The sequence below is a fragment of the Methylobacterium persicinum genome (genome assembly GCF_022179525.1).
GTDB lineage: Bacteria > Pseudomonadota > Alphaproteobacteria > Rhizobiales > Beijerinckiaceae > Methylobacterium > Methylobacterium persicinum.
This window is the reverse complement of sequence record NZ_BPQX01000037.1, coordinates 150,983-165,543: the sequence shown is the minus strand read 5'-3', so window position 1 is coordinate 165,543 and position 14,561 is coordinate 150,983. Positions and strand designations below refer to the sequence as shown.

Below are 14,561 nucleotides of genomic sequence, written 5' to 3'. Positions count from 1 at the left end.
CCCGCTCCGGGTCCGGCGAACAGGTTCGAACCGGACTCTCCATGGCACGCCTGCCCGGCGACACGGCCCCCCTGCTCATGCGGCTGTGGCGGGAATGGCTCTACCCCCACCGCGCGGTCCTCGCCGTGGTGCTGGTCCTGATCGCCGTGGTCGGCGCCTCGACGGGCCTCTACCCGGCGCTGATCAAGGCGGCTTTCGACGCCTTCGACCGGAAGGACGCCTCGGCCATCGCCTATGGGCCCCTCGTCGTCGTGGTCGTCACGTCCCTGCGCGGCTTCGCGCTCTACGGGCAGACTGTGCTGACGAACCGGGTGGTCACCCGCGTTGAAGCCGACATGCAGGTCGCCCTCTACGGCCACCTGATCGAATCCGATCTCGCTCAGCTCGGCCGGGAAAGCCCCGCCGCCCTGACGCAGCGCTTCACCACCGACTTCGCCTTCATCAAGGAGGCGCTCACCCGCATCTCGACCGTGCTGCTGCGGGACATCGCGATGCTGGCCGGGCTCGTAGTGGCCCTGTTATGGATGGACCCGATTCTCACCCTCGTCGCGGGCGTCACCGTCCCCTTCGTCGCCGGCCCGATCGGCCGGATCGGCAAGAAGCTCCGCCGGGTCTCGACCTCGACCCAGGAGCAGATGGGCGCGACCGCCAGCCTCATCTCCGAGAGCCTGCAGGGCGCGCGGGTGGCCAAGACCTTCGCCCTCGAAGGCTACCTAAAGGGACGGGCGGCGGATTCCCTCGACGAGGTACGCCGTCTGAAAATGAAAGCGGCCAATGCCCGCGGGCGGCTCGACCCCCTGCTCGAGGTGGGCGGCGGCCTCGCGGTCGCGGTGGTGCTCGTCCTCGTCGGCCAGCGGGTGCTGAATGGCGACCGCACGGTCGGGGACTTCACGGGATATGTCGCCGCCCTGTTGCTGGCCGCCCAGCCGGCCCGGGCGCTGGGCAACCTCAACGCCATCCTGCAGGAAGCCGCCGCGGCCCTCCGCCGCTACTTCGACTTGATGGACGAGGCGCCCACGATCCGGGAGGCGCCGGACGCCGTGCCCCTCAGGGTCGGCGCGGGCGAGATCCGGTTCGAGGGCGTGCGCTTCCGCTACCGGTCCGATGCGCCGGCCCTGGAAGGGATCGACCTCACCGCCCCAGCCGGTTCCGTGACGGCCCTCGTCGGCCGCTCGGGATCCGGCAAGTCGAGCCTGCTCAACCTCGTGCCCCGGCTCTACGACGTCGATGAGGGTCGGGTGCTGATCGACGGGCAGGACGTGCGCACGGTCACCCTTGCGTCGTTGCGGGCGGCGGTCGCGGTCGTCTCTCAGGAGGTCGTGCTGTTCGATGATACGATCGCCGCCAATATCGGCTTCGGCCGCCCGGGCGCGGGCCCGGATGAGATCCGGGCGGCGGCCGACGCCGCAGCGGCCCACGGTTTCGTCTCGGCCCTGCCGGGGGGCTACGATTTCCGCGTCGGGCCCGGCGGCGGTCGCCTGTCCGGGGGCGAGCGGCAGCGGATCGCCCTGGCCCGGGCCTTCCTGAAGGATGCGCCGATCCTCCTCCTCGACGAGGCCACCTCGGCCCTTGATTCCGAATCGGAACGCCTCGTGCAGGAGGCCCTCGGGCGGCTGATGCGCGGGCGCACCGTCCTCGTCATCGCGCATCGCCTGTCCACCGTCCGCGATGCGGGGCGGATCGCGGTGATGGAGGCAGGCCGGGTGATCGAGACCGGACGGCACGAAGACCTCGTCTCCGATGGGGGCGCCTACGCCCGGCTGCGGCGCCTCCAATTGACGGACGATCCGATGCACCCTGAGGACAGTGGCGTCCCGGCGCAGAGCACGCCATAAGGCATCGGATGTGCTCCCCTCCGCTGCGGACACCCGTTCCGCACGGGGGAGCGCGCCGGAACACGGGTCCGGAACCGCCCCTGCGACGCGGGTGAGACCGGCTCCGCCCGAGAGGACCTGACCGTGAGCGACCTGACCTTCGAGATCGAGAACAACCCGTCCCCCCGGCCCGACGCGGACCGCGTGGCGCTGATGGCCAATCCGGGCTTCGGCAAGGTGTTCACCGACCACATGGCGATCGCCCGCTACAGCGCGGACCGCGGCTGGCACGACGCGAAGATCACCGCCAGGGCGCCGATCCCCCTCGATCCCGCCGCGGCGGTGCTGCACTACGCGCAGGAGATCTTCGAAGGGCTCAAGGCTTATCGCACCGCCGATGGCGGGGCCGCCCTGTTCCGGCCGGAGGCCAACGCTCTCCGCTTCCGCCGCTCGGCCGAGCGCATGGCGATGGTCCCCTTCCCCGAGGATGCGTTCATCGAAGCCCAGCGCAAGCTTGTCGAGATCGACCGCGCCTGGATCCCCGATACGGCGGACGGCAGCCTGTATCTCCGGCCGTTCATGATCGCCAACGAGGTGTTCCTCGGTGTGAAGCCGGCCACCGAGTACCTGTTCATCACCATCGCCTCGGCGGTCGGGTCCTACTTCAAGGATCCGAACGGCACGGTCACCGTGTGGCTGTCCGAACACTACACCCGCGCCGCCCCCGGCGGCACCGGCGCGGCCAAGTGCGGCGGCAACTACGCGTCAAGCCTTGCGGCCCAGGCCGAGGCCGCGAGCAAGGGCTGCGAACAGGTCGTGTTCCTCGATGCGGCCGAGCGCCGATATGTCGAGGAACTCGGTGGGATGAACGTGTTCTTCGTCTTCGACGACGGCAGCCTCCTGACGCCGCCCCTGTCGGACAGCATCCTGCCCGGCATCACCCGCGATTCGATCATCACCCTCGCCCGCGAGGTGGGGATGACCGTCCGCGAGGAGCTCTACACGATCGACCAGTGGCGGGCGGATGTGAGTTCGGGGCGGCAGACCGAGGCCTTCGCCTGCGGCACCGCGGCGGTGATCACGCCGATCGGCCGGGTGCGCGGCCGCGAGGACGACTTCACCATCGGCGACGCGGTCGCCGGGCCGGTCGCCCGCCGGCTGCGGACCGCGCTGGTGGATATCCAGCGCGGCAACACCAACGACAGCCACGGTTGGTTCAAGAAACTGTTCTGATCCGACCCGCGGCGGCCATGGCCGTCTTCCTGCCGGGCTAAGACAATACGGGGCGGTGCGATGCCGGAGGGCTGAGCGCCGCCCCGTTTTCGTGTGTCCGACCACGTCAAGAGAGGTGAGCCGCCTTCGTTGTACCAACTGCCGTTTGTAAAGATTTGCCCGACAGTATTCGAAGTTGCATTTCTACTGAATTTTGTAAAAACACTTTCGAAGTGACGCGATGATCGATACAGAGTTCGTATCGAGCCAGCCCACGCGGGCGGCGAGGTTTTAAGCCTGGAACTTCGGTTTCCGATTACGTCACATATCCGCTTTCGGCGCTGCCGCACCGCGACGCGGTCGGTCATCTCCTGCCGAATATGTCTCTGGAGACGGCTTCATGATGCTGCCGGAATCGGCGCTCGGTTCGATGAAGGTAATGTTCGCGACGCCTTGTTATATTTCAGCCGTCTCGATGAATTACGTCACCAGTATCTTCCAATTGGCCTACGCGTGCGCCCATGCCGGGATGACGTCGATGCTGGCAATGCGGAGCGAGAGTCTTATCACACGCTCGCGCAATCGAATGGTCAGGGACTTCCTGGCGGACGAGTCGCTGACCCACATCTTCTGGATCGACTCGGATATCGCCTTCCAGCCGAGCGCGGTGTTCCGGCTCCTGCGGGCGGACAGGGATGTGGCCGCGGGTGTCTATCCTTTGAAAATCATGAATTGGCCGCAGGATGGCATGCCGGCTGGTCTCACGCGGGAAGAGTATCAGAGGCGCTACACCGATTACGCCTTCAATCCCATCGGCCAGGGAAAGGAGCCCCTCGCCCCCTACATCGACGTTGAAGGGTTCATCGAGGTCGCTGAGGCTACGACTGGCTTTATGGTCATCAAGCGTCACGTCTTCTTGGAAATGATGGAACACTATCCGGAGCTGCGATACGTGCCGGACGGGCACGGCGAGGATCCGCTCGCGCATCTGTACTGGCTGTTCTTCGATTGCATGGTCGACCCGGACTCGGGCCGGTAACTGTCAGAAGATTACGCCTTCTGCCGCCGCTGGCGTGACATGGGCGGGAAGGTCTATGCGGACCTCGACTCCAAACTCGACCATCTCGGCCAGCATACCTACCAGGGCGACTTCCTGACGAGCCTCCGGGAGCAGAAGCTGCTGTAACCGCTGATCCCTAGATTTGCCTCTTTCCTGCGGCAGGGCTGGCTTCAAGCGTCGCGCCGTCAGCGGCGGCCCGGAGGCTCATCTCGTTGATTCGCTTCGAGAACGTCACGAAGATCTACAAGACGGACGGACACCGTCGGACCATCCTGGAGCAGGCGTCGTTCACCCTGAAGCCGGGGATCTCGTACGGCATCCTCGGCATCAACGGCGCCGGCAAGTCGACCACTATGCGGCTCATCGCCGGGACCGAGGAGCCGACCCGGGGTCGGGTCAAGCGCGGCCTGCGCGTCTCCTGGCCCCTGGGCTTCGGCGGCGGTTTTCACCCGCAGATGACTGGGCGCGATAACGTCAAGTTCATCGCGAGGATCTACGGCGAGGATCCCAAGCGGGTCCTCGACTTCGTGGAGGATTTTTCCGAACTCGGCAGCTATCTCGATGTGCCGATCCGGACCTACTCCTCCGGCATGAACGCCCGCCTCGCCTTCGGCATGAGCATGGCGATCCCGTTCGATTGCTACCTGATCGACGAGGTCACCTCCGTCGGAGACGGGCGGTTCGCCCGCCGCTGCGAGGAGGTCTTCTCCCAGCGCCGGAAGCATGCCGACGTAATCATGATCTCTCACTCGATGGAAGTCATTCGGGGGTGGTGCACCCAAGGGATCGTGCTGCTCAACGGCCGGGCCATCGTCTACGAGAACGTGAACGACGCCATCGAGGTCTACCACCGCTTGAACGCTTGATCCGGCCCCGGCGCCGACATGGTTTTGCCGTCAGGCCCTGGCATGGCCCAGGCGGACAGAGATTATGGCCGGCTGCTCAGCCGGTTCGGCGCGCGCGACAGATCGGGAATCACTCGATGAACATGGAGATCGGCAAGCCCGAGGGCCGGCCGCTCACGCCGGCAGACCGGCAGCAGCAGATCGCCGAATCGCTCAGGCAATTCGCGCGGATGTCGCGCTTCGCCGACCGGCGCAAGGGGATCCGGTCCTACCAGAGCCACGTCAAAAGCGATCCCTGGACGCCGGTCCTGTTCGTCCTCTGCTTCGTCCTGCCGACCCTGGCGGGGGCGATCTATTACGGCCTCATCGCCTCGGATCGTTATGTCACCGAAGCGCGCTTCGCGATCCGCCCCGCCATCGGAAGCAGCGAGAAGGCGACGCCGGATTCCGTCGGCACGAACTCGGGCGTGCCCGCGCAGATGGTCGCGCAGGATACGCTGATCACCTACAGCTACATTCTCAGCCGTCCGATGGTGGAGGTCATCGAAAAGCAGTTGCCGATCCGGGAATGGTTCGGCCGGGACAGCATCGATTTCCTCTCGCGCTTCGATCCCGACAAACCGATCGAGAAGTTCCTGAAATATTGGAAGCAGCGGGTCGAAGTGGATGTCGAATCCTCCTCCGGCATCATGAGCTTGTGGGTCGAGGCGTTCGATCCTGACGAGTCCCTGGCCATCTCGAAAGCCGTCCTTCAGGAGGCCGAGCGGATGGTCAACGAGTTGAGCATGACCGCCCGCAACGATGCCCTGGCCGAGAGCGACCGGGAGTTGAAGCTCGCCGACGAGCGGCTCCGGAAGGTCAGCGTCGCGGTGCGTGATCTCCGCAACCGCGAAGGCGTGCTCGACGCTCAGAAGAGCAACGAGGCCAACCTCAAGGTCATTTCGGAACTTCGGGCCAACCGCATCAACCTCGCCGTGCAGCTTGCCATCGGCCAGCGGGATCTTGGGCCGGAATCCCGCCGCATCATGGATCTGAAACAACAGATCAGGGACATCGACGACAACATCGCACGGATCGAGAAGGCCTCCGCCACCCAGGATCCCGAGCAGAAGCGCGTCCTGTCGGAAGCCTTGACGCGGTTCGAGGCCCTGGAGAACGAGCGGAAAAACGCGTTCAAATATTACGAGCAGGTCCTCTCGGCCCATGAACGGGCGCGCATCATTGCGGCGCGCCAGATCGAGTTCTTCAGTCCGATCGTCCAGCCGGTGAAGGCGGAATCCTCCACTCAACCCCGGCGCATTCTAATGATCAGCCTCATCGCCGCCGGCTCGGCCGTGTTTTTTGCGGCAGCGCTCTTCGCGCGCAAGGCGATGGAATAGTCGAACCTTTCTGCCGATCCGGTCGATCTCAGAGCTAGTGCGATTGCGGAAATCCTTGGATCGCGTGCTTTTCGTCTTTGCGAGCGGAGCGAAGCAATCCAGGGCAGCGGGGCATCTCAGAATTGAGCGGATCCCTGGGTTGCTTCGCTCCGCTCGCAAGGACCGTGGAGATGACGTGATCCAAGTGTCCCGGATCCAAGTGTCCCGGAAAACGCTTTAGAATGCCCCCTCCTTGAAACGGACGGGGGACCGGGATAGTGTATCTCTGACAATCGAATATGCTACTTTGAGTAGTATATTTGCGTATTTCAAGTTCAAGCCGTGATGCTTATCGTTCGTCTGGGCGCAACGATGACACTCGTCATGGGCTAGGCGGACCTATTTCTGTAGCGGTGAACTAAGATGAGTGCCGGTGACCATGCGGTCTGTGTGGCCATCAACGACAGGGACCGCGCATGGTACGAGATGCTCGTCCCGTTCATCCTGTCTCTCCGTCAGACCGACTACAATGGTCGGCTAATCGTCATCAGCTTCGGCCTCTCGGCGAACAAGATCGACATTTTGCGCCGACAATCGATCGAAGTCATCGAAGCCACCGAACACGATTTGCCGACAGGTCGTTTCGTCGAGGTCGCGAAGCTAGCCACGCGTGAGCCCACGCTCAAGAAACTAGCGAATTACGATGCCGACATTTGGTTTTGCAGCGAAACCTTCGATCTTTTCGATTGTGTCGATGGCGACGACCTTTTGGTCTGTCGAGACGCATACTTCTGCGACTTCATCACAGAACCGCTGATCGGCCCCGAAAGGGGTCACAATGCCGCCCGTGTGCGCAGGGAAGTCCTGAGTCGACACGGTAGCGCTCTGCAAGCGGGGCTCGTGGCAGGCACCACCGCAGCATGGCGTAATTTCGGCAATCATTTGAAAGCTTGCCAGCAGCGTATCGGTATCGACTTTAAGCGCACTTATGGAACGGATACGTGCTTCTTGCACCTCTGGGCGGCTGAAGATCGCGTTGCGTTACTTCCTGAAACGCAGAATTTCGTTACCAAAAATGGTGTGACTGAGATTCAAGATCCCGATGGCCAATTCGTCCTGATGTCGGAGCAAGGCCCGATACGCGGGCTGCACATGACGTATGACATACGGTTTTTGAATCGTTGGCGCTATTACACCAACCGTCCCATGCGAGCTTTGCAATATGGCAGAGTGTTTGCCCTAAAGGCGTTATCGGAGATCGCCATACCAACTCCGCCGCGGCATTTCTCGGACACAATCGAGACGATAGGCCTCGAGATTGGGTCGATCTTTTGCGAGGACGGCTCGACCGGTCACGCCTTTCAGGATGGCGAAAGCGTGACCGTCATCGCGACGGGCAACCATTCCATGACCTTGCGGGCGGTGCGGCCGCTGACCCCGCTGGTCATCACCGTGATGACCCTATCGGGTCTTCCAGGCCCAATCCGGACGCAGATCAGGCTTGGAGAGCAGCAAGTCACGATCCAGAGGGACATGAGCCAATGGATCGAGACGGAGCTGATGCCGGGTGATGAAATCCAGATCCTGACCGAGAGCCTGCCGGGTCAGATGTGCAAGATCGCGTGGATCCTATCCGACCGGCACGCCATGTCACAGTGAAGGGTCGGCGCCGTCAGTGGCGGGTGCCGCCGAAGACCTGATTCGGCGCAGGGGCCGTCCCGGCCTGCCGACCCTCACCCTCCGGTCCGGCGGCAGTGCCGGCGGTGCCTCCGGTCCAGCCCTCTGCGCGCCAACCTTGGGCCCGCTCGTCGAGATCGATCGACCCCGCGCCCTTGAGTGCGCCGATCACTTGGTCCGTACGCCCCTCCGGGCAACGCACGGTCACGAGGGTGCCGCCCCGGCGGACCCCTTCGGCGTAGGCTGCCGCCTCGGCCTCAGTCATGCCAGCCCCGGTCAGGCCGCCCGCGAGGCCTCCCGCCGCGGCGCCGATCCCCGCTCCCGTGAGGGCGGAGACAAGCCAGCCTGCGGCCACGACCGGCCCGAGCCCCGGCACGGCCAGCAGGCCCAGTCCGGCCAGGAGCCCGGCGCCTCCGCCGATCAGCCCGCCGACCGTCGCGCCCGTGCCGGCGGTGCCGGTGGAGTTCGCCTCGGCCTCGCCCGCGATGGGTGCGGTCCCCGGGGCAGAAACGTCCGGCGCGTCGGGCGAATGGCTGGCGACGATCGCGACGTCCGAGTGGGATATTCCGAGAGCCTCGATGGCCTCGATGGCCGTCTCCGCATCCGCATAGCGTTCGAACAGGGCCGTGACAGCGCGTTCGGTCATGGTGCCTCCCTCCGGTCTCGCCCGATCAAGCGCCGGACCGTCCCGCGGTTCCGGCGCGCGCGCTCGCGGTTAACGGCCTGCTAACCATCCACCCGGCAAATCTTGCCCGGTGGATGGGCTTGGCCCGGCGGGAGAACGGGATGAGCGAGGCTGCCACGCCGGCCAGCGGGGGAATGAGCGGCGCCGCAGCGATGCTCGGTCAGCTGGCGCTGCCGACCCGCGGCGACCTGCAAGCCCTGTCGAAGCGCTCCGACCTGCTCTTCGCCACCGGCGTGATGGGCATCCTCGCGGTGCTGATCTTTCCGCTGCCGTCGGTCCTGCTCGACCTGCTGCTTGCGGTCTCGATCATCATGTCGGTGCTGATCATGATGGTCGGCCTGTCCATCGACAACCCGCTCGAATTCACGGTCTTCCCGACCCTGCTGCTCATCGCGACGATGCTGCGGCTCTCCTTGAACCTCGCCTCCACCCGCCTGATCCTCGGCCACGGGCATGAGGGGACCGCCGCGGCCGGCCACGTCATCGAGGCGTTCGGCCACTTCGTGATGGGCGGCAACTTCGTCATCGGCATCATCGTGTTCGCGATTCTGATCATCGTGAACTTCGTTGTCATCACGAAGGGCTCGGGGCGCATCGCGGAGGTCGCCGCCCGCTTCACCCTCGACGCCATGCCCGGCAAGCAGATGGCGATCGACGCCGACCTCTCCGCCGGACTCATCGACGAAAAGGCCGCCAAGGCCCGCCGGGCCGCCCTCGAGGAGGAATCGTCCTTCTTCGGCGCCATGGACGGCGCGTCGAAATTCGTCCGCGGCGACGCGGTGGCGGCGCTGCTCATCACCTTCATCAACGTCATCGGCGGCATCATCATCGGCGTGGCGCAGCAGGGGCTGAGCTTCGGCGACGCCGCCAAGAGCTACACCCTGCTCACCATCGGCGACGGGCTCGCGAGCCAAGTGCCGGCCCTGATCGTCTCGACGGCGGCGGGCATCCTCGTGTCGAAGGCGGGTGTGCGCGGCGCCGCCGACAAGGCGCTGGGCAAGCAGCTGGCGCACTACCCCAAGGCGCTCGGCATGTCCGCCGTCGTCATGTTGCTGATCGGCCTGCTGCCGGGCATGCCGATCCTGCCCTTCGTCCTCCTCGGCGGCGGCGCAGGCTACGCGGCCTGGAAGCTCAACAAAGATGCGAAGACCGCGCCGGTCGTCGATGCCGAGGGCAAGCCCGTGGAGAGTGCGGCAGCGGCGGCAGCGGCGAAGGAAGAGACGGTCACCGAACTCCTGAAGCTTGACGACCTCAAGCTGGAGATGGGCTACGCCCTGCTGCCCCTCGTGAACGGAGAGGGCCAGGACCGCCTTACCGACCAGATCAAGGCCCTGCGCCGCCAGCTGGCATCGGAACTCGGCTTCGTGATGCCCTCGGTGCGCATCCTCGACAACGTCCAGCTCGACGCCAACGCCTACGTGGTGCGGGTGAAGGAGATCGAGGCCGGGACGGGCAAGATCTTCCCCGGCCAGTTCATGGCCATGGATCCCATGGGCGGGCAGGTCCAGCTGCCCGGCCAGCACATGCTGGAGCCGACATTCGGTCTGCCCGCCACCTGGATCGACGCGTCCCTGCGCGACGACGCCCAGCTCAAGGGCTACACCGTCGTGGATGCCGCGACGGTGGTCTCCACCCATCTGACCGAGGTCATCAAGGTCCATGTCTCGGAGCTCCTGAACCATGTGGAGGTCCAGAAACTCCTGCGCGAGCTTCCGAAGGAGCACGGCGACCTACTGAAGGAGGTCTGCCCGTCGCAGATTTCCACCACCGGCATCCAGCGGGTGCTGCAGTTCCTCCTGGGGGAGCGGGTCTCGATCCGCGACCTCGGCACCATCATCGAGGGGATCGCCGAGGTCGCCGGCGCCGTGAAGAATCCCCGGGACGTGGTCGAGCACGTCCGCGCCCGCCTCGGCCGCCAGATCTGTGCGCAGTATCAGGGGCCGGACGGGGCCCTGCCGATCATCACCCTGTCGCCGGCCTGGGAGCAGGCCTTCGCCGAATCGATCATCGGCGAACGCGAGGAACGCCACCTCGCCATGCAGCCGTCGAAGCTCTCCGAATTCGTCAACACGGTCCGCGACCGCTTCGAGACGGCGGCGCGGATGGGTGAGATGCCCGTCCTCGTGACCTCCGCCCAGGCCCGGCCCTTCGTCCGGTCGATCATCGAGCGATTCCGCCGGGAGACCCCGGTGATGAGCCAAGCGGAGATCCATCCGCGGGCACGGCTCAGGACTGTCGGCTCAATCTAGGGCGGTTTCGGAAAACATTGGATCCCGCGCTTTCCGTCATTGCGAACGGAGCGAAGCAATCCAGGGCCGTGGGACATCTCGGAAGTGAGCGGATCCCTGGGTTGCTTCGCCTTGCTTGCAATGACCGTGGAGATGACGGGATCCAGGTGTCCCGGAAAACGCTAAGCAGGTGCCGATCGAAGCGGGCTGCCCCCCTTTCCGCCTGATCCTGAACCCTCGGGCCGCTTCGCGCTGGACTGTCCAGCGGCGCAATTTTTATCAGCGTCCCCCAAAGAGTTTTTATGCAGCATAGGAGGCCGTTTTCGGTCTATCATCGCATTCAAGCCTTTGGCAGTGTGCAATGCCGCAATATTGATGCAATGCAATAAGAACTGCATTCAAAACGCAACCAGCGCTGCATCCGAAACCTTTCAGGCGTTGCACCTCCCAGCCACAAGTAGTTCGGAAGCGGCCCTAACCCGTCACGGCCGACGATCCGAACTTCAGAGGGAACCGCGAGCGCGATGAGGAAGAACAAGGTCATCTCCGCGGACGAGGCGATCGCGCTGATCCGGGCCAACGATGTGGTGACCACCACGGGCTTCGTGCAAAGCTGCATCCCGGAGGCCCTCCATGCGGCCCTCGAGAAGCGCTTCGTCGAAACGGGTTCGCCGCGGGGCCTGACCCTGATCATGACCGCGGGGGCCGGCGACAGCAAAGGCCTCGGCACGGGCCGGCTGCACCATCCGGGACTGCTCTCCCGCGTCATCGCCGCGAATTTCGGGCGCATGCCGAAGGTCGCGAAGGCCGCCCAGGACAACCTGATCCGCGGCTACAACCTGCCCCAGGGCGTGATCTCGCAGCTCTACCGGGCCTGCGCCGCCGGGCAGCCGGGCCTGTTCTCAAAGGTGGGGCTACAAACCTATGTCGATCCGCGCCACGGCGGAGCCAAGGTCAACGAGCTGACCACCGAGGACATCGTCAAGCTGGTGGAGGTCGATGGCGAGGAATGGCTGTTCTACACGGCCACGAAGATCGACGTCGCCTTCATCCGGGCGACCTCGGCCGATCCCTCCGGCAACCTCTCCTACGAGAAGGAAGCGTTGACCCTCGACTGCCTCGCCCAGGCGATGGCGGCCCGCAACAATGGCGGCATCGTCATCGCCCAGGTCGAGCGCATCGTCGATGACGGCTACCTGCTGCCCAAGGACGTGCGGGTGCCGGGCATCCTCGTCGATTGCGTGGTCGTCGCCGAGCCGGAGATGCACCGGATGAACTACGGCGTGATGCACGATGCGGCGCTTGCCGGCGAGATCCGCGTACCGGTCACCGGCATCAAGCGGATGCCGCTGAATGAGCGCAAGATCATCGCCCGGCGGGCCGCCTTCGAACTGCCGCCGAACGGCGTGGTCAACCTCGGCGTCGGGGCGCCGGAAGGCATTTCGTCGGTCGCCAACGAGGAGAAGATCACACCCTACATCACCCTCACCACGGAGGCCGGGGCGGTGGGCGGGGTGCTGGCCTCGGGGTCGAGCTTCGGCGCGGCCACGAATGCCGACTGCATCATCGACCAGAACCAGATGTTCGATTTCTACGACGGCGGCGGCCTCGACATGACCTGCCTCGGCATGGCCGAGTGCGACGCGGCCGGCAACGTCAACACGTCGAAGTTCGGCGGCAAGCTGAACGGGTGCGGCGGCTTCATCAACATCTCGCAGAACGCCCGCAGCGTGGTCTTCGCCGGCACCTTCACGGCCGGCGGTCTGGAGATCGCCGTGCAGGATGGGCAGGTCCGGATCGTGAGCGAGGGCAAGGCCCGCAAGTTCGTCACCCAGGTCCAGCAGAACACCTTCTCAGGGCCCTATGCCGTCCACCGCTCGCAGCCGGTGCTCTACGTGACCGAACGCTGCGTCTTCCAATTGACGTCGGAGGGGCTCGAACTGATCGAGGTCGCCCCCGGCATCGACATCGAGCGCGATATCCTCGCCCACATGGATTTCTCCCCGGTGGTTCGCAATCCGGTGCCGATGGACCCGCGCATCTTCCGCGAGGAGCCGATGGAGCTGATCTCCGATCTGCTGAACCTCGATCTCAAGTCGCGGGTCAGCTACGATGGTGAGCGCAACATCCTCTTCGTCAACCTGGAAGGCTGGTATTGCCGGGTGAAGGCCGACATGGATGACTTGCGCATGACCATCGTCGAGGCGTGCCGGAAGGCGGGCCAGCGGGTCAACACCGTCATCAACCATGACGGTTTCCGACTCAATGAGAACCTGTTCGATGACTATGCCGGCATGGTCCAGTACTTGCAGGCGAACTACTACGCCGCGACCACCCGCTACGCGACGAGCGCCTTCCTCCGCCTCAAGATGGAGGAGGCTTTGACCCGCCGGGGGGTGGCGCCGCATGTCTTCGAGCGCAAGGAAGAGGCCCAGGCCTTCGTCAGCGGCACAGAGGACAAGAAGGCCCGCAAGCGCATCTCGCCGGCCATCGCCTCCGCCGCCTGACGGGACCGGGCGGCCTCAGGGACGCCCGGTCAGGAACCGGGGAGCGGGATCAGACGATCTTCCGCTTCAGGTCCCGTTCCATTTCCCGCGCGTCGAGACCCGGCACCGTGACGGGGGCATCCGGCACGGGCTTGGGGGGCCGCGGATGCGCCGCCGTGCCGATCGCCGCAGCGAGGCGCGACCGTTCGAACGCCACCACGACGACGATCGAGATGAGCGCCGGAATCCAGAAGTAGAAGATGCGGAACACGATCACCGCCGCAATCACCGCATCCTTCTGGGCGACGTCGGTGATGTGCATGGCGGTGATAAAGACGATCTCGAACACGCCGAGGCCGCCGGGGGCATGGGAGGCCAGCGCCACCGAGAACGAGGCGAGGAAGATCGCCAGAACCGGGATAAAGCCGGGATTCATGGCGTCCGGCAGGGCGAAATAGATGATCCCGGCCGCCCCAAGGAGTTCGAGGGGAGCCGCCAGGAACTGCCGCACCATGATGCCGGGGCGCGGGTACTCCAGCTTGAACGAGCGGATATGCAGCGGCCGCATGTGCAGGATCGAGCCGATAGCGTAGAGCGCCGCGAAGCCGAGCATGCACGCGCCGACGACGAGAGCGGTCTTCGGGTCGGTGAGGAACCCGGGCAGCTTCCCGTCGAGCCGGCTCAGCAGATTCGGATCGATGACCAGCGTCATGCCGCCGAGAAGCACCGTGCCGAGGAAGAAGGTGAAGGAGCACAGGGCGACGAGAACCGCAACCTGCGCCGCCGTGAGGCCCTTTGCCGTGTAGGCTCGGTAGCGCACGAGGGCCCCCGAGAAGACCGAGGCGCCGATATTGTGCGACAGCGCGTAGGTCGTGAACGAGCAGAGCGACACGAAGACCCACGAGATGTGGCTCACGCCCAGATGCAGCAGGGCGATCCGGTCGTACCAAGCGAGGGCGGCGTAGGCCACGAGCGTCGAAAGGGCCGCGAGGACGATCCGGTGGGGCGGGATCGCCAGGATCGCGTCGCCGATGGCCGAAATCGAGGTGGTCTTGAGTTCCTGATAGAGGAAATAGCCCGATATCACGACGGCCGCGAGGCCGATGATCGGCCAGATGAACTCGCTGAGCTTCTTCATGGACACCGACGCCTCGGGAACAGCCCCTGATGCGCCACTATCCGGCGCGCCGCAACCC

At 65.0% G+C, this 14,561-nt stretch carries 10 protein-coding genes; 8 read left to right on the top strand and 2 right to left on the bottom strand.

The window, feature by feature from the left end:
• Positions 1–41: 41 nt before the first annotated feature.
• From MFF22_RS16860 to MFF22_RS16835, 6 genes are all read left to right on the top strand, one after another.
• Positions 42–1,835 (top strand): ABC transporter ATP-binding protein, encoded by a 1,794-nt coding sequence (locus MFF22_RS16860; protein ID WP_238250133.1) that lies wholly within the window; start codon positions 42–44, stop codon positions 1,833–1,835.
• 123 nt (positions 1,836–1,958) lie between these two features.
• Entirely contained in the window at positions 1,959–3,047 is a 1,089-nt protein-coding gene (locus tag MFF22_RS16855) for a branched-chain amino acid aminotransferase (RefSeq protein WP_238250132.1), read from the top strand.
• 379 nt (positions 3,048–3,426) lie between these two features.
• Positions 3,427–4,065, top strand: a complete 639-nt coding sequence (locus MFF22_RS16850; protein ID WP_238250131.1) for a hypothetical protein — start codon at positions 3,427–3,429, stop codon at positions 4,063–4,065.
• 233 nt (positions 4,066–4,298) lie between these two features.
• The gene (locus MFF22_RS16845) at positions 4,299–4,952 is read left to right on the top strand and encodes an ABC transporter ATP-binding protein (RefSeq protein ID WP_238250130.1); all 654 of its coding nucleotides are present in this window, start codon (positions 4,299–4,301) and stop codon (positions 4,950–4,952) included.
• 116 nt (positions 4,953–5,068) lie between these two features.
• Entirely contained in the window at positions 5,069–6,310 is a 1,242-nt protein-coding gene (locus MFF22_RS16840) for a KpsE/RkpR family capsule polysaccharide export protein (RefSeq protein WP_238250129.1), read from the top strand.
• Positions 6,311–6,712: 402 nt separating this feature from the next.
• On the top strand, positions 6,713–7,948 hold the full coding sequence (locus MFF22_RS16835) for a hypothetical protein (protein WP_238250128.1): 1,236 nt from the start codon (positions 6,713–6,715) through the stop codon (positions 7,946–7,948).
• Positions 7,949–7,961: 13 nt separating this feature from the next.
• Here MFF22_RS16835 and MFF22_RS16830 read toward each other — a convergent pair whose 3' ends face one another.
• On the bottom strand, positions 7,962–8,612 hold the full coding sequence (locus tag MFF22_RS16830; RefSeq protein WP_238250127.1) for a hypothetical protein: 651 nt from the start codon (positions 8,610–8,612) through the stop codon (positions 7,962–7,964).
• A gap of 140 nt (positions 8,613–8,752) precedes the next feature.
• On the opposite strand from MFF22_RS16830, the gene flhA reads away from it, so the two are divergent.
• Together flhA and MFF22_RS16820 are read left to right on the top strand one after the other, a co-directional pair.
• Positions 8,753–10,900, top strand: coding sequence for a flagellar biosynthesis protein FlhA (gene flhA / locus MFF22_RS16825; RefSeq protein ID WP_370877507.1), 2,148 nt, complete (start codon positions 8,753–8,755; stop codon positions 10,898–10,900).
• A gap of 503 nt (positions 10,901–11,403) precedes the next feature.
• Complete coding sequence (locus MFF22_RS16820; RefSeq protein WP_238250126.1) at positions 11,404–13,386, top strand: acyl CoA:acetate/3-ketoacid CoA transferase; 1,983 nt, start codon at positions 11,404–11,406, stop codon at positions 13,384–13,386.
• A gap of 49 nt (positions 13,387–13,435) precedes the next feature.
• Here the strand turns inward: MFF22_RS16820 and MFF22_RS16815 are convergent, their stop codons facing one another.
• Entirely contained in the window at positions 13,436–14,503 is a 1,068-nt protein-coding gene (locus MFF22_RS16815) for a lysylphosphatidylglycerol synthase domain-containing protein (RefSeq protein WP_238250310.1), read from the bottom strand.
• Positions 14,504–14,561: the final 58 nt, after the last annotated feature.